16 protein-coding genes and 1 pseudogene are annotated in these 22,823 nt (G+C 69.4%); 12 read left to right on the top strand and 5 right to left on the bottom strand.

Features of this window, described 5'->3' with window-relative positions; all coding sequences use genetic code 11:
• Positions 1 to 7 precede the first annotated feature (7 nt).
• The 5 genes from dnaG (at position 8) to hemH (ending at position 9,501) form a co-directional block, all read left to right on the top strand.
• On the top strand, positions 8 to 2,026 hold the full coding sequence (dnaG, locus tag LRS14_RS05530; RefSeq protein WP_257798906.1) for a DNA primase: 2,019 nt from the start codon (positions 8 to 10) through the stop codon (positions 2,024 to 2,026).
• A gap of 262 nt (positions 2,027 to 2,288) precedes the next feature.
• The gene (rpoD, locus tag LRS14_RS05535) at positions 2,289 to 4,460 is read left to right on the top strand and encodes an RNA polymerase sigma factor RpoD (RefSeq protein WP_257798907.1); all 2,172 of its coding nucleotides are present in this window, start codon (positions 2,289 to 2,291) and stop codon (positions 4,458 to 4,460) included.
• Positions 4,461 to 4,566: 106 nt separating this feature from the next.
• On the top strand, positions 4,567 to 5,535 hold the full coding sequence (locus LRS14_RS05540) for an adenylate/guanylate cyclase domain-containing protein (RefSeq protein ID WP_046111419.1): 969 nt from the start codon (positions 4,567 to 4,569) through the stop codon (positions 5,533 to 5,535).
• A 15-nt stretch (positions 5,536 to 5,550) separates the two neighbouring features.
• Complete coding sequence (locus LRS14_RS05545; RefSeq protein ID WP_257798908.1) at positions 5,551 to 8,388, top strand: ATP-binding protein; 2,838 nt, start codon at positions 5,551 to 5,553, stop codon at positions 8,386 to 8,388.
• Between the two features lie 12 nt (positions 8,389 to 8,400).
• The gene (gene hemH, locus LRS14_RS05550; RefSeq protein WP_257798909.1) at positions 8,401 to 9,501 is read left to right on the top strand and encodes a ferrochelatase; all 1,101 of its coding nucleotides are present in this window, start codon (positions 8,401 to 8,403) and stop codon (positions 9,499 to 9,501) included.
• Positions 9,502 to 9,528: 27 nt separating this feature from the next.
• Here the strand turns inward: hemH and LRS14_RS05555 are convergent, their stop codons facing one another.
• From LRS14_RS05555 to LRS14_RS05565, 3 genes and pseudogenes are all read right to left on the bottom strand, one after another.
• Positions 9,529 to 11,013 (bottom strand): tripartite tricarboxylate transporter permease, encoded by a 1,485-nt coding sequence (locus tag LRS14_RS05555; RefSeq protein WP_046111421.1) that lies wholly within the window; start codon positions 11,011 to 11,013, stop codon positions 9,529 to 9,531.
• Positions 11,014 to 11,023: 10 nt separating this feature from the next.
• Positions 11,024 to 11,557, bottom strand: a complete 534-nt coding sequence (locus LRS14_RS05560) for a tripartite tricarboxylate transporter TctB family protein (RefSeq protein ID WP_257798910.1) — start codon at positions 11,555 to 11,557, stop codon at positions 11,024 to 11,026.
• A pseudogene (locus tag LRS14_RS05565) lies at positions 11,557 to 12,515 on the bottom strand (tripartite tricarboxylate transporter substrate binding protein). Before LRS14_RS05565 ends, LRS14_RS05560 begins: the two are co-directional and overlap by 1 nt.
• A 124-nt stretch (positions 12,516 to 12,639) precedes the next feature.
• On the opposite strand from LRS14_RS05565, the gene LRS14_RS05570 reads away from it, so the two are divergent.
• The 7 genes from LRS14_RS05570 to LRS14_RS05600 all read left to right on the top strand — a co-directional run bounded on the left by LRS14_RS05570 (position 12,640) and on the right by LRS14_RS05600 (position 20,106).
• Complete coding sequence (locus tag LRS14_RS05570) at positions 12,640 to 13,299, top strand: response regulator transcription factor (protein WP_257798911.1); 660 nt, start codon at positions 12,640 to 12,642, stop codon at positions 13,297 to 13,299.
• Complete coding sequence (locus LRS14_RS05575) at positions 13,296 to 14,744, top strand: sensor histidine kinase (protein WP_232315254.1); 1,449 nt, start codon at positions 13,296 to 13,298, stop codon at positions 14,742 to 14,744. Before LRS14_RS05570 ends, LRS14_RS05575 begins: the two co-directional genes overlap by 4 nt.
• Positions 14,744 to 15,184, top strand: a complete 441-nt coding sequence (locus LRS14_RS05580) for an RNA-binding S4 domain-containing protein (RefSeq protein WP_257798912.1) — start codon at positions 14,744 to 14,746, stop codon at positions 15,182 to 15,184. The genes LRS14_RS05575 and LRS14_RS05580 overlap by 1 nt, the downstream gene beginning before the upstream one ends.
• A gap of 58 nt (positions 15,185 to 15,242) precedes the next feature.
• Positions 15,243 to 15,887: a nucleotide exchange factor GrpE gene (gene grpE, locus LRS14_RS05585; RefSeq protein ID WP_404977576.1), complete on the top strand. Its 645-nt coding sequence runs from the start codon at positions 15,243 to 15,245 to the stop codon at positions 15,885 to 15,887.
• 68 nt (positions 15,888 to 15,955) lie between these two features.
• The gene (gene dnaK, locus LRS14_RS05590) at positions 15,956 to 17,899 is read left to right on the top strand and encodes a molecular chaperone DnaK (RefSeq protein WP_046111426.1); all 1,944 of its coding nucleotides are present in this window, start codon (positions 15,956 to 15,958) and stop codon (positions 17,897 to 17,899) included.
• A 151-nt stretch (positions 17,900 to 18,050) separates the two neighbouring features.
• The gene (dnaJ, locus tag LRS14_RS05595) at positions 18,051 to 19,208 is read left to right on the top strand and encodes a molecular chaperone DnaJ (protein WP_257798913.1); all 1,158 of its coding nucleotides are present in this window, start codon (positions 18,051 to 18,053) and stop codon (positions 19,206 to 19,208) included.
• Positions 19,209 to 19,302: 94 nt separating this feature from the next.
• A complete protein-coding gene (locus LRS14_RS05600; protein ID WP_257798914.1) occupies positions 19,303 to 20,106 on the top strand; it encodes a peptidoglycan-binding protein in 804 nt (267 codons plus the stop codon).
• 9 nt (positions 20,107 to 20,115) lie between these two features.
• On the opposite strand, the gene LRS14_RS05605 is transcribed toward LRS14_RS05600, so the two are convergent.
• The gene (locus LRS14_RS05605) at positions 20,116 to 21,207 is read right to left on the bottom strand and encodes a PA0069 family radical SAM protein (protein WP_257800419.1); all 1,092 of its coding nucleotides are present in this window, start codon (positions 21,205 to 21,207) and stop codon (positions 20,116 to 20,118) included.
• A gap of 110 nt (positions 21,208 to 21,317) precedes the next feature.
• Positions 21,318 to 22,733: a replicative DNA helicase gene (gene dnaB / locus LRS14_RS05610; protein ID WP_046111430.1), complete on the bottom strand. Its 1,416-nt coding sequence runs from the start codon at positions 22,731 to 22,733 to the stop codon at positions 21,318 to 21,320.
• Between the last annotated feature and the right edge of the window lie 90 nt (positions 22,734 to 22,823).

The following is a 22,823-nucleotide window of genomic DNA, read 5'->3' on the forward strand; positions in this document are numbered from 1 at the left end:
TGCCGGCATGATTCCCGCCGGTTTTATCCAGGAGCTGCTGTCCCGCGTCGACATCGTCGACGTCGTCGGCCGCCATGTGCAGCTCAAGAAGACCGGCGCCAACCTGATGGGGCTGTGCCCCTTCCATGGCGAGAAGTCGCCGAGCTTCTCCGTCAGTCCGAGCAAGCAGTTCTATTACTGCTTCGGCTGCGGCGCCTCGGGCGATGCGGTCAAGTTCCTGAGCGAGCACACCGGCGCCAGCTTCCGCGAGGCCGTGGCCGACCTGGCCCAGCAGGTCGGCCTGCAGGTGCCCGACGACGAGCGCAACCCCGAGGAACGCGCCCAGGCCGCCCGCCAGAAGGAGCAGCAGGCCAGCCTGACGGACGTGCTGGCCCGCGCCGCCGACCACTACCGCAAGCAGCTGCGCGCCAGCCCGCGCGCCATCGACTACCTGAAGGGCCGCGGCCTCACCGGGGAGGTGGCGGCCCGCTTCGGCCTGGGCTATGCACCCGACGGCTGGCGCAACCTGGCCAGCGTGTTCCCGCGCTACGATGATCCGCTGCTGGCCGAATCGGGCCTGGTGATCCTGCATGCGGCCGAAGGCGATGCCGACGAGAAGCGCTACGACCGCTTCCGCGACCGGGTGATGTTCCCGATCCGCTCGGTGCAGGGAGAGGTCATCGGCTTCGGCGGGCGGGTGCTGGACCGCGGCGAGCCCAAGTACCTCAACTCGCCCGAGACGCCTGTGTTCGTCAAGGGCCGCGAGCTGTACGGCCTCTTCGAAGGCCGCGCCGCCATGCGCGCCCGCGGCTACGCGCTGGTGGTCGAGGGCTACATGGACGTGGTGGCGCTGGCGCAGCTCGGCTTCGAGAATGCGGTGGCGACGCTGGGCACCGCCTGCGGCGAGGAGCATGTGCGCAAGCTGTTCCGCTTCACCGAATCGGTGGTCTTCAGCTTCGATGGCGACGCCGCCGGCCGCCGCGCCGCCAGCCGCGCGATGGAGGCCGCCCTGCCGTTCGCCAGCGACACCCGCACCATCCGCTTCCTGTTCCTGCCCGCCGAGCACGATCCCGATTCGTACGTGCGCGAATTCGGCGCCGAAGCCTTCGAGCGCTGCGTGAACGAGGCGCTGCCGCTGTCGCGCCAGATGCTGGACATCGCCGCCGAAGGCTGCGACCTGGCCACGCCCGAGGGCCGTGCCCGCTTCCTGGCGCAGGCCCGGCCGCTGTGGGCGGCGTTGCCGCCGGAAGGCGCGTTGTCGCGCCAGATGCGCGCCGAGATCGCCCGCCAGGCCGGCGTGCCCGATGCCGAGCTGGCCGCCCAGTGGGTGCATGCGCCCGCCCCGCGCGGCGGCCGCCCTGAGCCGCGCCACGACGTGTACGAGGACGACGGCGGCCAGGCCGCGGCCGATGCGGTGCTGATGCCGGGTAGCGCCGGCCATGCGCCACTGCCCGGTGGCGGCGGCGCCGAATACCGGCCGGCCGGCCCGCCGCGCGACGGTGGCCGCGGCAAGTGGGGCGGCGCCCGCAAGGCCGGCGGCTGGAGCGGCGGCGGCCGCGGCGACTGGCGCGCGCCCGCGCCGCCCGCCACGCCGCGCCGTGCGCCGCGCAAGCCCGAGGACCGCATCGTGCACATGCTGCTCACGCATGCAGAGTGGTGGGACCAGCTCGCACCGGACGACCTCGACCTGCTGCACGGCTTCGACGGCGTGCACGGCGAGCTGCTGCGCTGGCTGGAGCGTGACCTGCACGACCACGGCGCGCGGCCGTGGGCGGTGCTGCGTGTAGCCATCGATGCCGACCCGGCACTGGCGGAGGCGGCGCGCCGCGTGCTGTCGCCCGACCCGGCCGACGACGAGGCCCAGTTCCAGCAGCTGCGCGCCGCGCTCGACCAGTGCCTGCTCGCCGCCGCCCAGGCGCAGATGGAGGCGCTGGCACCCTTGATGGCGGCCGATGCGGCCGCACGTGAGAGCTACCGCCGCCTGGCAGAGCACTGCCAGCGGCTGCGCCAGCGCCGCGCCGAGGCCGCCGCGTCCAACGAGCCGTAACTCGGTTTCACGGGTATAATCCGCGGTTCCTTCCAGCGGCAAGGCCCTCACCGCCACTGCCGAGCCAAGCCGAGGGGCCCTGCAGGTCAGCAGCCGGACACCATGACAGCGGTCGTCACGCGCCCAACAGCCTTTGAATGCGCCGACGCCGCCCGCACATCGAAGCCTGCGGGCCGTCATGAACCACCCCGCTTCCCCGCCGACCGCCCGCCCGTTGCCTCACGACCGCGCCTGAGAAGCCTTCACCTTTCGAGGATTTCGCATGACCGCCAAGAAAACCGCCGCCGCCCCCGCCAAGGCCAAGGCCGAAGACAAGAAGAAGCCCGTTGCCGCCAAGGGCAAAGCCGCCGGGCGCAAGAAGGGTGACGAGAACAAGGCCACGCTCGACGCCGACCTGTCGGACATCGAGGCCGACCTGGAAGGCGAGCCGGAAGCCGAGGTGGCTGAGGCCGACACCGCCGATGCGGTGGACACCGTCGAAGCCGCCGATGGCGAGCCCGCCGCGAAGGCCAAGCCGCTGCGCATGAAGGTGTCGCGCGCCAAGGAGCGCGCGCTGATGCGCGAGTTCGGCCTGGACGAGACTGCGCTCACCGAAGAGGAAGTCGCCAAGCGCCGCCAGGAGCTCAAGACCCTCATCAAGATGGGCAAGACCCGTGGTTTCCTGACGCACCAGGAAATCAACGACCACCTGCCCGAGAAGCTGGTCGACAACGAGATCCTCGAGGCGATCGTCTCGATGCTCAACGACATGGGCATCGCGGTGTACGAGCAGGCGCCCGACGCCGCCACGCTGCTGATCGCCGGCGGCTCCACCACCACCGCGACGGAAGAAGAGGCCGAGGAAGCCGCCGAAGCCGCGCTGTCCACGGTCGATTCCGAATTCGGCCGCACCACCGACCCGGTGCGCATGTACATGCGCGAGATGGGCACGGTGGAGCTGCTCACGCGTGAGGGCGAGATCGAGATCGCCAAGCGCATCGAAGGCGGCCTGCAGGCCATGATGCTGGCCATCAGCGCCTCGCCCACCACCATCGCCGAGATCCTGACGATGGCCGAGAAGATCCGCGCCGGCGAGATGCAGATCTCCGAGGCGGTGGACGGCTTCGTGGCCGAGGACGAGGCCGACGACTACGTGGCCGAGGAAGACTTCGACGAATTCGACGAAGAGGAAGACGACGACGACGGCCAGGGCGGCAGCAAGGCGCTGACCAAGAAGCTGGAAGAGCTGAAGGCTGCCGCGCTGGTCAAGCTGGACGCGCTGTCGGAGCACTTCGACCGCATGCGCAAGGCCTTCGAGAAGGAAGGCTACAAGTCCAGCGCCTACAACAAGGCGCAGATGGCGGTCAGCGGCGAGATCATCGGCATCCGCTTCACCGTCAAGACGATCGAGCGCCTGTGCGACATCCTGCGCCAGCAGGTGGACGACGTGCGTCGCTACGAGCGCGAGCTGCGCAAGATCGTGGTCGACAAGTGCGGCATGCCGCAGGACCACTTCATCAAGACCTTCCCGCCCAACGCACTCAACCTGCAGTGGGCCGAGAAGGAAGTGGCCGCCGGCAAGAACTACAGCGCCGTGATGGGCCGCAACCTGCCCGCCATCCAGGAGCTGCAGCAAAAGCTGATCGACATCCAGTCGAAGGCCGTGGTGCCGCTGGACGACCTGAAGCTCATCAACAAGCGGATGAACCAGGGCGAGAAGGCCAGCCGCGACGCCAAGAAGGAAATGATCGAGGCCAACCTGCGCCTCGTGATCTCCATCGCCAAGAAGTACACCAACCGCGGCCTGCAGTTCCTCGACCTGATCCAGGAAGGCAACATCGGCCTGATGAAGGCGGTGGACAAGTTCGAATACCGCCGCGGCTACAAGTTCTCGACCTACGCCACGTGGTGGATCCGCCAGGCCATCACCCGCTCGATCGCCGACCAGGCGCGCACCATCCGCATCCCGGTGCACATGATCGAGACGATCAACAAGATGAACCGCATCTCGCGCCAGCACCTGCAGGAATTCGGCTTCGAGCCGGATGCCCCGACGCTGGCCGAGAAGATGGAGATCCCGGAAGACAAGATCCGCAAGATCATGAAGATCGCCAAGGAGCCGATCTCCATGGAAACGCCGATCGGCGACGACGACGACAGCCACCTGGGCGACTTCATCGAGGACACGAACAACGTGGCCCCGGTGGATGCCGCGATGCAGGCCGGCCTGCGCGACGTGGTCAAGGACATCCTCGACAGCCTGACGCCGCGCGAAGCCAAGGTGCTGCGCATGCGCTTCGGCATCGAGATGAGCACCGACCACACGCTGGAGGAAGTGGGCAAGCAGTTCGACGTGACGCGCGAGCGCATCCGCCAGATCGAGGCGAAGGCGATCCGCAAGCTCAAGCACCCGAGCCGCTCGGACAAGCTGCGCACCTACCTGGACAACCTCTGATCCTGCGCGCACCGAAGCCCGGCACCGCCGGGCTTTTTTTTGCGCGAGCCGCGGCCGCTTAAACTCAGGCCGAGCCGTCAACCCCCTATTTGCCCAGTAGCGCCGCATGACCGTGATCGCCGAACGCACCGTCCTGTTTGCCGACCTGCGCGGCAGCACGGCGCTGTACGAGCAACTCGGCAATGCGGAAGCCAGCTCGGTCGTCACCCACACCGTCACCCTGCTGGCCGCCACCGTCACGCAATGCGGCGGGCAGGTGGTCAAGACGCTGGGCGACGGCCTGATGGCGGTGTTCGACACCTCGGTGGACGGCGTGGAAGCCGCCAGCCGCATGCACGAGGCGCTGGACCAGCTGCTGTCGCGCGGCCGCGCCCACGGCGCCTCGCCGGGCCTGCGTTCGCTGCGCATCCAGGTGGCGCTGGCCCGCGGCGAGGTGGTGGAGATGGGCGGCGACTGCTTCGGCGACGCGGTGAACGTGGCGGCCCGGCTGATCGACCATGCAGGCGACAACGAGACGCTGATCACCGACGCGGTGCTGCGCGGCCTGCCGCAGCACCAGCAGCAGCAGCGCTTCCGCAGCCTCGACTGGATGCACCTGCGTGGCCGCGCCGACCCGGTGCTCGTGCATCTGCTGGGCGACCGGCGTGCCGACATGGATGCCACCACGCAGTTCGATCCGGTGTCGCCGCTGGCCGAGCCCGACGGCATCCGGCTGCTGTGGGGCGAGATCGAGCGGGTGTACATCGCCGACCAGACGCCGGTGATCCTGGGCCGCAGCCCGCAGGCCAGCTTCTGCGTGGACGACTCGCGGGTGTCGCGCTCGCATGCGCGCATCCAGTGGCACGGCGGCGCCATCCAGCTCACCGACCTCAGCTACAACGGCACCTACGTGCGCTTCCGCGACGACAACAGCATCCTCGGCCTGCGCCGCAGCAGCTGCACCTTGCACAGCAAGGGCAGCATCGGCCTGGGGGGCAGCCCGCTGGAAAGCACCTCGCCCATCGTGCAGTTCGAGGTGCTCCGCTTCGGCGACACGCACCACAACGCACTCGACGACGGCCTGCTCCTGCCCTGACCGGCCCCAGCCGACATGACGACGCAGTCCCGCGTGTCCGCCGACACCGCTCCGGCGCAGCAGCCGCCGCCCGTGGCCGCCGATGCACTGGCGCTGCTGGATGCCAGCCCCGACGCCGCCTTCGACGCCCTGGTGCGCCAGGCCGCCCGCTGCAGCCGCAGCCCGGTGGCGGCGCTCACGCTCTTTACCGGCCAGCGGTCCTTCACCAAGGCCGCGGTGGGCATGCTGCGCACCGAGGCCGCTGCGCTGCATCCGCTGTGCGCCCAGGTGGTCCGGCGCGACCATGCCCAGGTGCTGCGCCAGCTGCACGATGCGCTGCCGGCCGATGCACCGGGCCGCGCCACCGCCTTGGCGCTCGGCATCGCCGCCTATGCCGGCGTGCCGGTGCGCATGCACGGCCGCGCGGTGGGCACGCTGTGCGTGATGGGTGGGCCGGCCCTGGTGCTGGACGATCCGGTGCTGCAAGGCCTGCACGACCTGGCCATCGCCTGCGGCGGCCTCATCGAATCCCGCCTGGCCGCCCTGCCCGGACCCGCACCGGCCGGGCCGTCCGAGCCCGCCGACGTCCGGCTGCAGCGTGCGCATGAGCTGCTGACGCAGACGCTGGACGGCCTGGCCGGCAGCGTGATGATCAGCGACCCGAATGGCCGCATCCTGCTGGCCAACCAGCGCTGGCACCGCCAGATCGGCGCCCTGCTGCCGCGCGGTTGCGACCACTGGCCCACCGCCGTGCGCCACCTGGCCGCCGCCGGCCACTACCAGCAGGCCATCGGCCGCGAGGAAGCCTTCGTCGCCTGGCGGCTGTCGCTGCCCGCTGCGGTGCCCCGTCCGCAGGAAACGCAATGGCGCGGTGGCTGGGTGACCATCAACGACCGCCGGCTGCCCGATGGCACCGTGGTGCACCTGTCGATGGACATCACTGACCGCCGGCGACGCGCCAGCGCGCTGGCCGAGGAGCAGGACCGCGCCCGCACCTCCGACGCGCGGCTGCGTGCGGTGCTGCGCGCGGTGCCCGACCTCTGGTTCGTCATCGCCGACGACGGTCGCTTCAAGCATTGCAGCGCGCCCGACCATCCGTCCATGGCCGTGCCCTGGAGCAGCCTGGCGGATCGCCACATGGCAGACCTGCTGCCGCCGCCGCTGGCCGACAGCCTGCGTGCCGCGCTGCGCCAGGCCCGCGCCAGCGGCGACAGCCAGCGCCTGGAATACGAGCTGCCGGTGCGTGGCCAGCCGCGCAGCTTCGAGGCGCGCATCTCCCCCATGCCCGACGGCGAGCTGCTGTACCTGGTGCGCGACGTGACCGAGCTGCGCATGCTGGCCGCCGAGGTGCGGCTGAACGAGGAGCGCTGGAAGTTCGCGCTCGATGCGGCCGGCCACGGCGTGTGGGACTGGGAGGTCGACACGGGCCGCACCTTCTACTCCGCCTACTGGAAGCAGATGCTGGGCTATGCCGAGCACGAGATCGGCGACGACGCCGTGGAATGGTCGTCACGCGTGCATCCGGAAGACCTGCCGGCGGTGCAGGCCGCGCTGCAGGCCTACCAGCAGGGCGAGGCCCTCGGCTTCGAGGTGGACTACCGCATGCGGCATCGCGACGGCCGAATGCTGTGGATACGCGACCGCGGCCGCATCGTCGCGCGCGGGGCCGATGGCAGCGCGCTGCGCATGGTGGGCACGCAGACCGACATCACCCGCCAGCGCGCCACCGAGGCGGCCCTGCGCGACAAGCAGGCCGCGGAGCTGGCCAGCCGCAGCAAGAGCGAGTTCCTCTCGCGCATGAGCCACGAGATGCGCACGCCCCTGAATGCGGTCATCGGCTTCGCGCAGCTGCTGCGGCTGCAGGGCGGCGCGCGGCTGGACTACGTGGACCATGTGCTGCATGCCAGCCAGCACCTGCTCACGCTCATCAACGACGTGCTGGACCTGCAGCAGGTGGAGGAAGGTGGCCTCAACCTGCAGCCGCGTGCGATGGATGCCGCGCCGCTGGTGGTGGCCTGCGCCTCCATGCTGCAGCCGCTGGCGCAGGCCCGCGGCGTCAGCCAGCACCTGCCGCCGCTGTTGCCGGCCCCGCCCCGGCTGGTGGCCGACGAGCAGCGGCTGCGCCAGGTGCTGCTGAACATCGGCTCCAACGCCATCAAGTACAACCGGCCTGCCGGCCATGTGCACTGGCACCTCGAGGCGGAGTCCGGCGGCTCGGTGGCCATCGAGGTGCGCGACACCGGCTCCGGCATGACCCAGGACCAGCAGGCCCGGCTGTTCCAGCCCTTCGAGCGGCTGGGCCGCGAAGGCAACATCGAAGGCAGCGGCCTGGGCCTGCTGATCGCCCGCCGCCTGGTGGGCGACATGGGCGGCAGCCTCAGCCTGAGCAGCCAGCCGGGCGTGGGTACCGTCGTGCGCATCCTGCTGCCGGCCGACCCACCCGCCGTGCCGGCCGCCGGGGCCACCGCCGGCGTGCCCGGGCCCGCCGCGCGCACCGCGCCGCTGCGCCTGCTGTACCTGGAGGACAACCGCGTCAATGCGCTGCTGTTCACCGAGGCGCTGCGCATGCACAGCGACGTGGAGCCACATGTGGTGGAGACCGGCGCCGAGCTGTTCGAGCGGCTGGACGAACTGCGGCCCGACGTCCTCGTGCTGGACGCCCACCTGCCCGACTGCAACGGCTACGAGGTGCTGGCCCGGCTGCGCACCCTGCCCGGCTATGCGGCCGTGCCGGCCTACATGTGCTCGGCCGATGCCGCGCCCGAGGACATGGCCCGCGCGCAGCAGGCCGGCTTCGCGGGCTACTGGTCCAAGCCGCTGGACTTGTCCCGTATCCTCGCCGACCTCGGCCGGCTTGGTGCCGGCATCCACTGAAGATCACACTGCATGACGACCCCACCCCCCGCCGCGTGGCGCCACGGCACGCCCCAGCGCACCGCGGTCCTGCTCGTCAACCTGGGCACGCCCGATGCGCCCACCGCCCCGGCCCTGCGCACCTACCTGGCCGAGTTCCTGAGCGATCCGCGGGTGGTGGAGATTCCCCGCGCCGCCTGGCTGCCCATCCTGCACGGCGTGATCCTGCGGGTGCGGCCGGCCAAGTCGGCGGCCAAGTACGCCAGCATCTGGACGCCGGAAGGCTCGCCGCTGGCGGTGTGGACGCAGCGTCAGACCACGCTGCTGCGCGGCCACCTGGGCGAACGCCTGGGCCAGCCCGAGCCGGCGGTGCTGGTGCGCCATGCGATGCGCTACGGCAATCCGTCCATCCCTTCGGTGCTGGATGAACTCACCGCCGAGGGCGCCACGCGCATCCTGGTGCTGCCGCTGTATCCGCAATACGCCGGCTCCACCACCGCCACCGCCAACGACAAGATCAACGAATGGATGGCGAAGCAGCGGCGCCAGCCCGAGCTGCGCTTCGTCAACCACTACCACGACGATGCCGGCTACATCGGCGCGCTGGCCCGCCGCGTGACCGACCACTGGGCGGCCCACGGTCGCGGCGACAAGCTGGTGCTCAGCTTTCACGGCGTGCCCGAGCGCACGCTGCACCTGGGCGACCCCTACCACTGCGAATGCCATGTCACCGCCCGGCTGCTGCGCGAGCATCTGGGCCTGCGGCCCGACGAACTGCAGGTCACCTTCCAGAGCCGCTTCGGCAAGGCCAAGTGGCTGGAGCCCTACACCGAGCCGACGTTGATCGCACTGGCGCAGCAGGGCCTGAAGCGCGTGGACGTGATGTGCCCCGGCTTCACCTCCGACTGCCTGGAGACGCTGGAGGAGATCGACCAGGAAGCGCGCGAAGCCTTCCTGCATGCCGGTGGCCAGGCCTTCCACTACATCCCCTGCCTGAACGACCAGCCGCAGTGGATCAACGCGCTGGCCGCGCTGGCCGAACGCCATCTGCAGGGCTGGGAGCTGCGCGGCGCCCCGCCCGCGGCACTGGCCGCCCAGCGCGAGCGCGCCGTCGCGATGGGCGCGGCCGCCTGAAGAACCGCCGCGCCGGGCTGCCGGCGGTCAGCCCCGCCGCAGCCGCTTGACGATGCGCGGGAGCACGATCACCGCCACGATGCAGGCCAGCAGCGTGGCCGACATCGGCCGCTCCCACAGGATGCTCCACTTGCCTTCGCCGATGGACAGCGCGTTGCGCAGCTGCGCCTCGGCCAGCGGGCCCAGGATCATGCCGATGACCACCGGCGCGGCGGGAAAGTCGAAGCGCCGCAGCACCAGGCCCAGCACGCCGATGGCGTACAGCAGGAAGAGGTCGAAGGCCGACTGCCGCATGCCGTACACGCCCACCGTGGCGAAGATCAGGATGCCGGCATACAGCTGCGCCTTCGGCACCTTCAGCAGCTTGACCCACAGGCCCACCAGCGGCAGGTTCAGCACCAGCAGCATCACGTTGCCGATGTACAGCGAGGCGATCAGCGCCCACACCAGCGTGGCATTGGTGTCCAGCAGCTGCGGCCCGGGCTGGATGCCGTAGTTCTGGAACGCCCCCAGCAGGATGGCCGCGGTGTTGGAGGTGGGAATGCCCAGCGTCAGCAGTGGGATCAGCGTGGCGGTGATGGCCGCGTTGTTGGCGGCCTCGGGCCCGGCCACGCCCTCGATGGCTCCGGTGGTGCCGAACTGCTCCTTGTGCTTGGAGAACTTCTTCTCGGTGGCGTAGCTGAGGAAGGTGGGGATCTCGCTGCCGCCGGCCGGGATGGTGCCGAACGGGATGCCGATGAAGGTGGCGCGCAGCCAGGCCGGGATGGACCGCTTCCATTCCAGCTTGGTCATGTGCACCTTGGTCAGCTTGTTCTGCGTCTCCACCACGCGGCCTTCGAACAGCACCACGTGCAGCGCCTCCGCCACCGCGAACAGCCCGACCGCGATCAGCACCACCTCCATGCCGTCCATCAGCTCGGGCACGCCCATGGTGTAGCGGGCCTGGCCGGTGATCTGGTCGATGCCGATCAGGCCCAGCGCCAGCCCGATGAACAGCGCGGTCACGCCGCGCAGCGCGCTCTTGCCCAGCACCGCCGTGACGGTGACGAAGGCCAGCACCATCAGCATGAAGTACTCGGGCGGGCCCAGCAGCACCGCGTACTTGGCCACCACCGGCGCGGCGATCGTCACCACCACCGTGGCGATGGTGCCGGCCACGAAGGAGCCGATGGCCGCCGTGGCCAGCGCCGCGCCGGCGCGGCCGTTCTTGGCCATCTTGTTGCCCTCCATCGCGGTGACCATGGAGGCCGCCTCGCCGGGCGTATTCAGCAGGATGGAGGTGGTGGAGCCGCCGTACATCGCACCGTAGTAGATGCCGGCGAAGAAGATCATCGAGCCGGTGGGCTCGACCTGCAGCGTGATGGGCAGCAGCATTGCCACCGCGGTGGCCGGCCCGATGCCCGGCAGCACGCCGATGGCGGTGCCGATGGTGCAGCCCAGCAGCGCCCACAGCAGGTTGACCGGCGTGCCGGCGGTGGCAAAGCCTTGGAGGAGTTGGTTCCAGACGTCCATGGGGTGCCGTTCAGATCCAGCCGGTGGCCGTCAGGCCGGGAAGGTTGATGGCCAGCAGCTTGGTGAACAGCCAGTACACCGGCGCAGCGATCGCGATGCCCACCAACGCATCCTTCAGCAGCGTCAGCGGCCTCAGGTCCGGGTGGCCCTGCGAGGCGCGGTAGCCGCGCGTGGCCAGCACGAACGACAGCGTGCAGCTCAGGATGAAGCCGATGGTGGTGATGAGCGCGGCGTTCAGGAGGATGCCGGCGGAGACCGCGGCGAAGCCCGGCCAGTAGGGCCGGCCATCGCCGCCTGACAGCACCGGCGGCGGCTCGTCCTCGTCCATCTGGCGGAAGCCGCCGGTCAGCGACTCCCACAGCAGCCACAGCCCGCAGATGCCCAGGGCGATGGCCACCACCCACGGCACGAAGTTGGGGCCGATGCCGGCATAGCCGGCCTCGGAGCTGATGTCGCGGGCGCCGGCCGCCAGCAGGCCAGCGGCCACCAGCGTTCCGACGGCCACGAGTGTCTGGGCACCCTTGGGGCGGCGGGCGCTGTGCATCAGATCATTCCGGACTTGGCCATCACCGCCCGCAGCGATGCGAATTCGTCGTCCACGAACTGGTCGAAGGCCGGGCCGGTGAGCAGCGCGGGCGTCCAGCCGTTGCGCTCCACGGCTTCCGCCCACGACTTGTGCTTGGTGGCGGTGACGATGGCGTCGGTCAGCGCCTTGCGCTGCTCGGGCGTGATGCCGGCCGCGCCGAACACGCCGCGCCAGTTGCCGATCACCACGTTGTAGCCCATCTCCTTCATCGTCGGGATGTCCTGGCCGGGCAGGCGCTTGTCCGAGGTGACGGCCACCGCGCGCATCTTGCCGGCCTTGATGTACTCGGAGAACTCGCTCAGGCCGCTGCCGCCCACCGACACGTTGCCGCCCAGGATGGCGGCCGTGGCTTCGCCACCCCCCGGAAGGCCACGTAGTTGATCTTGGCCGGATCGACGCCGACGTCACGCGCCAGCATGGCCGCGGCGATGTGCTCGGTCGAGCCGCGGGAGCCACCGCCCCACTTCACGCTGCCGGGGTCCTTCTTGAGCTGGGCCACCACGTCCTGCATGGTCTTGAAGGGCGAGTTGGCCGGCAGCACGAAGACGTTGTATTCGCTGGACAGCCGCGCGATGGGCGTGGCCTGCGACAGCTGCACCGGCGGCTTGCCGGTGATGATGCCGCCCAGCATCACGGCGCCCATCACCATCAGCGCATTGCCGTCGCCCTTGCTGCTGTTGACGAACTGGGCCAGGCCGATGGTGCCTGCTGCACCGCCCTTGTTCTCGTAGCTCACGGTCGCGGCCGCGCCGGAATCGATCAGCGCCTTGCCCAGCGCGCGGCCCGTGGTGTCCCAGCCGCCGCCCGGGTTGGCGGGCACCATCATCTTCAGGTTGGCCGCCGCCCAGGCTGACATCGGCAGGGCACCGGAAGCGGCCAGGGCCGCCAGGGATTTCAGGAAGGTGTCACGACGCATGGTGTCTCCAGACGGAAGGCGTTCTAGTGAAAATGGCCGAGGTGATCTTCGCCAAGAAAGCTGTCAAACGGCTGTCCATCCACCTAGGGAAAGCGCTAGGGCCCCGCGGCCCCGGCCCGCGCGCATGAAGCTGCTGCTGATCGAAGACAACCCCACCATGCAGACCACGCTGCAGCGCTCCTTCCAGCGCCGCGGCTTCCAGGTGGTGGTGTGCGGCGAAGGCAGCCGCGCGCTGGACCGCTGGGCCGCCAGCGTGCCCGACGTGGTGCTGCTGGACCTCAGCCTGCCCGACGTCGACGGCCTGGAAGTGCTGGCGCAGGCGCGCCAGCGCGGCTTCACCACGCCGGTGCTCATCCTCACCGCGCGCAGCACCGTGGGCGACCGCGTGCTGGGCCTGAACACCGGCGCCGACGACTACCTGCCCAAGCCTTTCGACCTGGACGAGCTGGAAGCCCGCGTGCAGGCCCTGGCCCGCCGCGCCGGAAAGGCCGCGCCGGCACCCGAGTTCTGCGGCCTGCGGGTGGACGCCGCCAGCGGCGCGATCTACCACCTGGGCGAGCCGATGGACCTCTCACCGCGCGAGGCCGCGCTGCTGCGCGGCCTGCTGGCCCAGCCGGGCCAGGCTGTGGCCAAGGAACGCCTGTTCGAGCTGGTGTTCCCGGGCGACGCCAGCGCGCAGGCCGAGGCCATCGAGGTGGTGGTGTACCGGCTGCGCAAGCGGCTGGCCGCCACCGGCGCGCAGCTGGTCACCCTGCGCGGCCTGGGTTACCTGCTCAAGGGATGAAGCCGCCTTCGATGCAGGACCTGCGGCGCCGCCTGGGCCGGTTGTCGGTGCGCAGCCGGTTGCTGTGGGGGCTGCTGCTGCCCATGCTGGCGCTGGTGGCGCTGAACACCGGCAGCTTGTATAGACAAGCGCTGCGCTCGGTCAATACCGCCTACGACCGCACGCTGCTGGCCTCGGCCAAGTCGCTGGGCGAGCTGCTGGCAGTGGAACAGGTGGGCGGCCGGCTGCGCATCACCTCCACCGTGCAGTACTCGGCGCTGGAGGCCTTCGAGTCGGACAACCGCAGCAGCCTGTTCTACAAGGTCACCGGCTTCGACGGCGAGGTGGTGGCCGGCTACCCCGACCTGCCGCCGTGGCGCGGCACGCTGCCGGCCAAGGGACCGTATGCGGCCCTGGTGGAGTTCTACGACGACCACTACCAGGGCGAGCCGGTGCGCGTGGCGGTGCTGCTGCAGCCGGTGGCCAGCCGCGACGGCATGGGCGTGGCCACCATCCAGGTGGCCGAGACGCTGGAGCTGCGCGAGACGCTGGCCCGCCAGATCCTGCTGGACACGGTGTGGCGCCAGGCCGCGCTGCTGGCGGTGCTGGCGCTGGTGGTGGTGCTGGTGGTGCAGAGCGCCACGCGGCCCGTGCGCGAGCTCAGCACCCTGCTGCGCCAGCGCCGCGAAGGCGACCTGACACCGGTGGATGCGCAAGGCGCGCCGAAGGAGCTGCGCCCGCTGATGGACGCCACCAACGAGGTGATGCAGCGCCTGCAACAGCTGCTGGACCACCAGAAGCGCTTCGTGCGCGATGCCTCGCACCAGCTGCGCACGCCGCTGGCAGTGCTGAAGGCGCAGGTGCAGTCGGCCCAGCGTGGCGACGTGCCGCCGGCCCAGGCGCTGCAGGAGATCGCCACCACCGTGCAGGGCGCCACCGACCTGGCCAACCAGATGCTGGCGCTGGCCAAGCTGGAGCAGCTGCGCCAGCAAGGCGCACCCGAGCCGCAGGACTGGGCACCCATCGTGCGCGCGGTGTCGCTGGACATCGCGCCGCTCACCGCCGATCGCGGGCTCGACTTCTCGCTGGAAGCGGCGCCGGCTTGGGTGCGCGCGCATCCCTGGGCCCTGCGCGAGCTCACCCGTAACCTGCTGCACAACGCCATCAAGCACGGCCCGCCCGGCAGCGCGCTGGAGGTGCGCCTGGGCGTCGATGGCGGCCAGGCGGTGCTCACGGTGGCCGATGAGGGCCCCGGCATCAGCGAGCCGCTGCGCCGGCGGCTGTTCCAGCCCTTCAGTGCCGGCGAGGCGGGCAGCGGCTCCGGACTCGGGCTTGCCATTTGCCGCGAGATCGTCGAACCGCTGGGCGGCCAGATCGCCCTGGAGAACCGGCGCGGCGACGACAGGCGGCCGCCGGGGCTCGATGCGGTGGTGCGCCTGCCGCTCGCGGAGAATGCCGCCCGCTGATGAAGACCAAACACGACGACGAAGACACCCGCGAAGGCCCGCGCCTGGACAAGTGGCTGTGGGCCGCCCGCTTCTTCAAGACCCGCTCGCTGGCCGCCGAGGAGATCGGCAAGGGCCGCGTGAGCATCAACGAGCAGGTGGCCAAGGCCTCGCGCGAGCTGCGCCTGGGCGACCGGGTGCAGTTCCGCCAGGGGCCCGCGCTGCGCACCGTGGTGGTGCTGGGGCTGAGCCATGTGCGCGGCCCGGCCCCGGTGGCCCGGGCCCTGTACGAGGAAACGCCGGACAGCATCCAGGCCCGTGAACGGGCTGCGCAGGCCCGCCGCCAGGGCGTGGAGCCGGCCGCCAGCATCGAGCAGGGCCGGCCCACCAAGCGCGACCGCCGCACCTTGGCCGACTGGCAGCGCTGGAGCGCCTCGGTCGACGACGACGACGGCAGCTGATCCCCGCGCGCGTGCCACGTCTGGATCAACCCCAGCGTGCGAAGGCCCTCTTGAAACCCTGAAATCACGCCTCAAGTGCCCGGCAGTCCTCTTTCCGTTTGAAAACAATGACGTCGAACGACCCCGCCCAACAAGCCCCCAAGCCGCCGATCCGGCCGCCGCCGGTGCGCCCGCCGCAGCGCCGGCCGCCCCTGAAGCCACGACCGCGTCGCCTGCCGCCCCGTCGGGCAGCGACGGCGCCGCGCCGTCGGCCGAAGCCCGCCTGGCCGAACTGGAGGCCAAGCATGCGGAGGTGGCCGACGCCTACCTGCGCTCCAAGGCCGAGGCCGAGAACACCCGCCGCCGCGCCGAGGAAGAAGTGGCCAAGGCCCGCAAGTTCGCGGTGGAAGGTTTTGCCGAATCGCTGCTGCCGGTCAAGGACAGCCTGGAAGCCGCGATCGCCATCCAGAACGCCACCAGCCAGCAGATGCTGGAAGGCGTGCATGCCACGCTGCGCCAGCTCAGCCAGGCGCTGGAGCGCAACAAGGTGGTCGAGATCGCGCCGCCCGCGGGCACCAAGTTCGATCCCCACCAGCACCAGGCCATCAGCGTGGTGCCGGCCGACCAGGAGGCCAACACGGTGGTGGCTGTGCTGCAGAAGGGCTACCTCATCGCCGAGCGGGTGCTTCGCCCCGCGCTGGTGACGGTGTCGGCGCCGAAGTGAGCCTTGAAAAGACCTGAGTTATCCACAACTCGAACACAACCGGATTTTTCAGTTTCAGGAGAAAGAATATGGGCAAGATCATTGGCATCGACCTCGGCACCACGAATTCGTGCGTCGCGGTCATGGAAGGCAACACCACGCGCGTGATCGAGAACAGCGAAGGTGCGCGCACCACGCCGTCGATCATTGCGTACCAGGAAGACGGTGAGATCCTGGTCGGCGCCGCCGCCAAGCGGCAGGCCGTCACCAACCCGCGCAACACGCTGTATGCGGTCAAGCGCCTGATCGGTCGCAAGTTCACCGAGAAGGAAGTGCAGAAGGACATCGACCTGATGCCCTACACCATCGCCGCGGCCGACAACGGCGACGCCTGGGTGGAAGTGCGCGGCAAGAAGCTGGCGCCCCCGCAGGTCAGCGCCGAAGTGCTGCGCAAGATGAAGAAGACCGCCGAGGACTACCTGGGCGAGGAAGTGACCGAGGCCGTGATCACGGTGCCTGCGTACTTCAACGACGCGCAGCGCCAGGCCACCAAGGACGCCGGCCGCATCGCCGGCCTGGACGTCAAGCGCATCATCAACGAGCCCACGGCCGCGGCCCTGGCCTTCGGCCTGGACAAGCACGGCAAGGGCGACCGCAAGATCGCCGTCTATGACCTGGGCGGCGGCACCTTCGACATCTCGGTGATCGAGATCGCCGACGTCGATGGCGAGAAGCAGTTCGAGGTGCTGTCGACCAACGGCGACACCTTCCTGGGCGGCGAAGACTTCGACCAGCGCATCATCGACTACATCATCGCCGAGTTCAAAAAGGAGCAAGGCGTCGACCTGACCAAGGACGTGCTGGCCCTGCAGCGCCTGAAGGAAGCGGCCGAGAAGGCGAAGATCGAGCTGTCGAACTCGTCGCAGACCGACATCAACCTGCCCTACGTCACGGCCGATGCCTCGGGCCCGAAGCACCTGAACATCAAGCTCACCCGCGCCAAGCTGGAAAGCCTGGTGGACGAGCTGATCGAGCGCACGATCGAGCCCTGCCGCATCGCCATCAAGGATGCGGGCGTCAAGGTCAGCGACATCGACGACGTGATCCTGGTCGGCGGCATGACCCGCATGCCCAAGGTGCAGGAGAAGGTCAAGGAGTTCTTCGGCAAGGAGCCGCGCAAGGACGTCAACCCTGACGAAGCCGTCGCAGTGGGCGCGGCCGTGCAAGGCCAGGTGCTGGGCGGCGAGCGCAAGGACGTGCTGCTGCTGGACGTCACCCCGCTGAGCCTGGGCATCGAGACCCTGGGCGGCGTGATGACCAAGATGATCAAGAAGAACACCACGATCCCGACCAAGTTCAGCCAGGTGTTTTCCACGGCCGACGACAACCAGCCGGCGGTGACCATCAAGGTATTCCAGGGCGAGCGCGAGATGGCCTCGGGCAACAAGAGCCTGGGCGAGTTCAACCTCGAAGGCATTCCGCCGGCGCCGCGCGGCGTGCCGCAGGTGGAAGTCACCTTCGACATCGACGCCAACGGCATCCTGCACGTGAGCGCCAAGGACAAGGGCACCGGCAAGGAAAACAAGATCACCATCAAGGCGAACTCGGGCCTGTCCGAAGCCGAGATCGAGAAGATGGTGAAGGACGCCGAGCTGAACGCCGCCGAAGACGCCAAGAAGCTGGAGCTGGTGCAGGCCCGCAACCAGGGCGAGGCGCTGGTGCACTCGGTCAAGAAGAGCGTGAGCGAGCATGGCGACAAGCTTGACGCGCCCGAGAAGGAAAAGATCGAAGCCGCGCTGAAGGACCTGGAAGCCGCCCTGGCGGGTGAGGACAAGGCCGACATCGACGCCAAGACCGAAGCCCTGATGACCGCCAGCCAGAAGCTGGGCGAGAAGATGTACGGCGATGCCCAGGCGGCTGCCGCCGGCGCCGCCGGTGCGGCCGGTGCCACCGAAGGCGCGGCCCCGAAGAGCGAAGCACGGGCGGAAGACGACAACGTCGTCGACGCCGACTTCAAGGAAGTCAAGAAGTGACGTGCTGAACGACGGCGGCGGCCCTGCCCGGTCCGCCCCCGACGTTCCTTGAATGCGCCGCGTCCGGGCGCGAAGGTTGCGTGATGAACGCCTCTTCGCCCCGGCGCGGCTTCCTCGCTTGAATGAGCCCGAAATTCAATGGCAACTTTCAATGGCAACTAAGCGCGACTACTACGACATCCTCGGCGTCCCCAAGAACGCCGACGATGACGCCATCAAGAAGGCCTACCGCAAGCTGGCCATGAAGTTCCACCCGGACCGCAACCAGGGGGACGATGCCAAGACGGCCGAGGAGAAGTTCAAGGAGGCCAAGGAGGCCTACGAGATGCTCTCCGACCCGCAGAAGCGGGCCGCCTACGATCAATACGGCCATGCCGGCGTCGACCCCAACATGGGCATGGGCCGCGGCGGGCCGGGCCAGGAAGGCTTCGGCGGTTTCGCCGAGGCCTTCGGCGACATCTTCGGCGACCTCTTCGGTGCCCAGGGCGGCCCCGGCGGCCAGCGCCGGCCGGGCGGCCAGCAGGTCTACCGCGGCAGCGATCTCTCCTACGCGATGGAGATCACGCTCGAGGAAGCAGCCAACGGCAAGGAAACGCAGATCCGGATTCCCACCTGGGACACCTGCGAGACCTGCAAGGGCTCCGGCGCCAAGCCCGGCACCAGCCCCAAGACCTGCGCCAGCTGCAACGGCAGCGGCACGGTGCACCTGCGCCAGGGCTTCTTCAGCATCCAGCAGACCTGCCCGCACTGCCACGGCACCGGCAAGATCATCCCCGAGCCCTGCGTAACCTGCAGCGGCGCCGGCAAGATCAAGCGGCAGAAGACGCTGGAGGTGAAGATCCCCGCCGGCATCAACGAAGGGATGCGGATCCGCTCGGCCGGCAACGGCGAGCCTGGCACCAACGGCGGCCCCGCCGGCGATCTCTACATCGAGATCCGCATCAAGCAGCACGAGATCTTCGAGCGCGACGGCGACGACCTGCACTGCACCGTGCCGATCGGGCTGACCACCGCGGCGCTGGGCGGCGGCATCGAGGTGCCCACGCTGGGCGGCAAGGCGGAGATCGAGCTGCCCGAAGGCACCCAGCACGGCAAGACCTTCCGGCTGCGCGGCAAGGGCATCAAGGGCATCCGATCCAGCTATCCGGGCGACCTGTACTGCCATATCGCGGTGGAAACCCCGGTGAAGATCACCGAGCACCAGCGCAAGCTGCTGAAGGAACTGGACGACTCCTTCCGCAAGGGCGGCGACAAGCACTCGCCCAACGCCAAGAGCTGGACCGACCGGGTCAAGGACCTGTTCAAGTAAGCCTGCGCTTCTGGGGATGCCGCCGGTTACAAGCCGGCGGCGCGCTGCTATAAGCCTCGTAGCGCCGGCAGCTCCGGCGTCCACGAGGTCTTGCATGGCGATGCTCGAGATCGGTGACAGCGGACCCGCGGTCCGCAAGCTGCAGCAGGCACTGCTGACGGCCGGGTTCAATCCCGGCAAGATCGACGGCGAGTTTGGCGCCGGCACCGAAGCCGCGGTGATGGCCTTCCAGCACAGTGCCGGCCTGCTGCACGACGGCGTGGCCGGCCCCCGCACCTTGCGTGCACTGGGCCTGGCACGCAGCCACAAACTTCCCGACGCCACCGACCGCTTCACGCTGCAGGTGGTGGCGCAGATGTTCCCCGCCACGCCGCTGGGCGCCCTCCGCAGTCACCTGCCGCCGGTGCTGGAAGCGATGAAGAGCGCCGGCATGCCCGACCGCATCATGCTGCTGGCCGCACTGGCCACCATCCGCGCCGAGACGGCGGGCTTCGTGCCCATCGACGAAGGCCCGTCGCGCTTCAACACCTCGCCGCGCGGCCACCCATTCGACCTCTACGACCGCCGCGCCGATCTGGGCAACCACGACGCGCCGGATGGCGCCGCCTTCAAGGGCCGCGGCTTCGTGCAGCTCACCGGCCGCCACAACTACACCGTGTACGCCGAGCGGCTGGGCGCTTCGCTGGTCGATCATCCGCACGAAGCCAACGACCCGGCCGTAGCCGCTGCGGTGTTGGCCGCATTCTTGAAGGACCGCGAGCTGCGCATCAAGTCGGCGCTACTGGAAGGTGACCTGCGCAGTGCTCGGCGCGCAGTCAACGGCGGCAGCCACGGGCTGGAAGCCTTCACCGAGGCCTACCGCATCGGCGACATGCTGACCGACGACGAGGATCTCTAGGCAGGGTGCCTAGAACAAGCTGCCCTGGGCCTGCATGCCGGCCTTCACCGGCGGCTTGAAGCGGCTGAAGTCCAGCTCGATCCGCTCCCGGTCCAGGCCCAGCCGCGCGGCGGCCTTCTTCACGCGCTGGTGCAACAGCTCGGCCCAGATGCCCTGCCCGCGCATGCGGCTGCCGAAGCTGGCATCGTTGTCGCGGCCACCCCGCATCTCGCGGATTCGTGCCATCACCCGCGCTGCGCGGTCAGGGAAGTGCTGCTCCAGCCACTGCTGGAACAGCGGGTTCACCTCCCACGGCAGCCGCAAGACGATGCTGAAGGCCCGCGTGGCACCCGCCTCGGCCGCAGCCTCCAGGATCTGCTCAATCTCCGGCTCGTTGATGAAGGGGATGACCGGCGACACGCTCACGCCCACGCGGATACCCGCCTGGGTCAATGCCTTGATCGTCTGCAGGCGCCGGTGCGGCGCGGCCGCCCGCGGCTCCAGGATGCGGGCGAGCTGAGGGTCCAGCGTGGTGAGCGAGACATAGGCCGCCGCCATGTTCTGCGCGGCCATTGGCGCAATCAGGTCGATGTCGCGCTCGATGCCGGCCGACTTGGTGATGACCGAGAACGGATGCTGCGCCTCCACCAGCACCTCGATCACCGAACGGGTGATGCGCAGCCGGCGTTCCACCGGCTGGTAGGCGTCGGTGGCCGAGCCGATGTTCAGCGCCTGGGGCCGGTAGCTGCGCCCGGCCAGGGCCTCACGCAGCCGTTCGGCCGCATTCACCTTGGCGATGATGCGCGTCTCGAAGTCCAGTCCCGGCGACAGGTTGAGGTAGCTGTGCGTGGGCCGCGCGAAGCAGTAGATGCAGCCGTGCTCGCAGCCGCGGTAGGGGTTGATCGACAGGTCGAACGAGATGTCCGGCGAGTCGTTGGCCGCCAGGATCGACTTGACGTTCTCTTCCACCAGCTGCGTGCCGGGCGCCACCACCTCTTCCTGCGCCGCCTGCTCCAGCGCACCCCAGCCGTCGTCAAAGGCCTCCCGTGCATCGGAAGTGAAGCGGTGCTCGATGGCCCACACCGTGCCCCGGCCCTTGACCGGCGAGCGAGGTGCATACATCAAGGTGGCCGCTGGCGGGCGGGACGAAATGGGGCGGTCGGTGCGCATACTGTGAATATATACAGTGCTTGCGCGCCTTGCAAACGCCGGCACCACGGCCGGCCCATCACTCAATACTCGCCGCTGCTGCTGCCCGGTGCCAGGTTGTCGAACTTGGTCAGCGGCTTGAGGAAGGTGAGCTTCACCGTGCCCACCGGGCCGTTACGCTGCTTGCCGATGATGATCTCGGCCACGCCCGGCTCCTTCGAGTCCTTGTTGTAGTACTCGTCGCGGTAGATGAACATGATGACGTCGGCGTCCTGCTCGATGGCGCCGGACTCGCGCAGGTCGCTCATCATCGGCCGCTTGTCGGTGCGTGTTTCCACCGAGCGGTTGAGCTGCGACAAGGCGATCACCGGGCATTGCAGCTCCTTGGCCAGCGCCTTCAGGCCACGCGAAATCTCGCCGATGACGGTCGCCCGGTTCTCCTCGTTGCTGCTGGCGGTGCCGCTCATCAGCTGCAGGTAGTCGATGACGATCAGGCCCAGCTTGCCGCACTGCCGCGCCTGGCGCCGTGCGCGGGCGCGCAGCTCGGCCGGGTTGAGCGCGGGCGTCTCGTCGATGAAGACGCTGGCCTTGGACAGCTTGTCCACCGCCTCGGTCAGCCGGCCCCATTCGTCGTCGCGCAGCGCGCCGGTGCGCAGGTGCTGCTGGTCGATGCGGCCGAGCGAGCCCACCATCCGCAGCGCCAGCTGCGAGGCGCCCATTTCCATCGAGAACACCACCGCCGGCAGGCCTTCGTTCACCGCCACATGCTCGGCGATGTTCAGCGCGAAGGCCGTCTTGCCCATGGAAGGCCGCGCCGCCAGCACGATCAGGTCGCCCGGCTGCAGGCCCGCCGTCATGCGGTCCATGTCGTAGAAGCCGGTGCGCACGCCCGTCACTTCCTCGGCGCCGTTCTCGGCCAGCTCGGTCACGCGGTCGATCAGCTGCATGACCAGATGGTCCATGCTCTGGAAGCCCTGCTTGGTGCGCGAGCCTTCTTCGCCGATCTTGAAGATCTTGCCCTCGGCCTCGTCCAGGATCTGCGACACCGCCCTGCCCTGCGGATTGAAGGCGTTGGTGGCGATCTCGTCGCTGGCCTCGATCAGCTTGCGCAGGATGGCGCGCTCGCGAACGATCTCCGCATAGCGCCGCAGGTTGGCCGCGCTGGGCACGCTCTGCGCCAGCGCGTTCAGGTAGACCAGGCCGCCGCACTCGTCGGCCTTGCCCAGGCTCTGCAGCTGCTCGAAGACCGTGATGACGTCGGCGGGCTTGTTGGCGTTGATCAGCGAGCCGATCACGCCATAGATGGCCTTGTGCTCGAAGCGGTAGAAGTCGCTTTCCTGCAGCAGGTCGCCGGCGCGGTCCCAGGCGCCGTTGTCGAGCAGCAGGCCGCCGAGCACGCTCTGCTCGGCTTCGATCGAATGGGGCGGCACCCGCAGGCGGGCGACTTCGTCGTCGCGCGCGGCGCCAGGAAACACGGGGCTCTGGAAGACTACAGACATGGTTCCGAGGATAAGCCGGCCCTGCGACAGCGCCTGTGGACAGACCTGTGCATGACCTGGGGAACTTGCGCGGATAACCCGCCGCGCCAA

This window comes from Aquincola sp. J276 (assembly GCF_024700035.1).
GTDB lineage: Bacteria > Pseudomonadota > Gammaproteobacteria > Burkholderiales > Burkholderiaceae_C > Aquincola > Aquincola tertiaricarbonis.

Coding starts and splice junctions, on each gene's coding strand:
- LRS14_RS05600 (WP_257798914.1), top strand. CDS start 19,303: ATGGCGATGCTCGAGATCGGTGACAGCGGACCCGCGGTCCGCAAGCTG.
- LRS14_RS05555 (WP_046111421.1), bottom strand. CDS start 11,013: ATGGACGTCTGGAACCAACTCCTCCAAGGCTTTGCCACCGCCGGCACG.
- LRS14_RS05570 (WP_257798911.1), top strand. CDS start 12,640: ATGAAGCTGCTGCTGATCGAAGACAACCCCACCATGCAGACCACGCTG.
- LRS14_RS05545 (WP_257798908.1), top strand. CDS start 5,551: ATGACGACGCAGTCCCGCGTGTCCGCCGACACCGCTCCGGCGCAGCAG.
- LRS14_RS05575 (WP_232315254.1), top strand. CDS start 13,296: ATGAAGCCGCCTTCGATGCAGGACCTGCGGCGCCGCCTGGGCCGGTTG.
- dnaK (WP_046111426.1), top strand. CDS start 15,956: ATGGGCAAGATCATTGGCATCGACCTCGGCACCACGAATTCGTGCGTC.
- LRS14_RS05580 (WP_257798912.1), top strand. CDS start 14,744: ATGAAGACCAAACACGACGACGAAGACACCCGCGAAGGCCCGCGCCTG.
- LRS14_RS05560 (WP_257798910.1), bottom strand. CDS start 11,557: ATGCACAGCGCCCGCCGCCCCAAGGGTGCCCAGACACTCGTGGCCGTC.
- hemH (WP_257798909.1), top strand. CDS start 8,401: ATGACGACCCCACCCCCCGCCGCGTGGCGCCACGGCACGCCCCAGCGC.
- dnaG (WP_257798906.1), top strand. CDS start 8: ATGATTCCCGCCGGTTTTATCCAGGAGCTGCTGTCCCGCGTCGACATC.
- LRS14_RS05540 (WP_046111419.1), top strand. CDS start 4,567: ATGACCGTGATCGCCGAACGCACCGTCCTGTTTGCCGACCTGCGCGGC.
- dnaJ (WP_257798913.1), top strand. CDS start 18,051: ATGGCAACTAAGCGCGACTACTACGACATCCTCGGCGTCCCCAAGAAC.
- rpoD (WP_257798907.1), top strand. CDS start 2,289: ATGACCGCCAAGAAAACCGCCGCCGCCCCCGCCAAGGCCAAGGCCGAA.
- LRS14_RS05605 (WP_257800419.1), bottom strand. CDS start 21,207: ATGTATGCACCTCGCTCGCCGGTCAAGGGCCGGGGCACGGTGTGGGCC.
- dnaB (WP_046111430.1), bottom strand. CDS start 22,733: ATGTCTGTAGTCTTCCAGAGCCCCGTGTTTCCTGGCGCCGCGCGCGAC.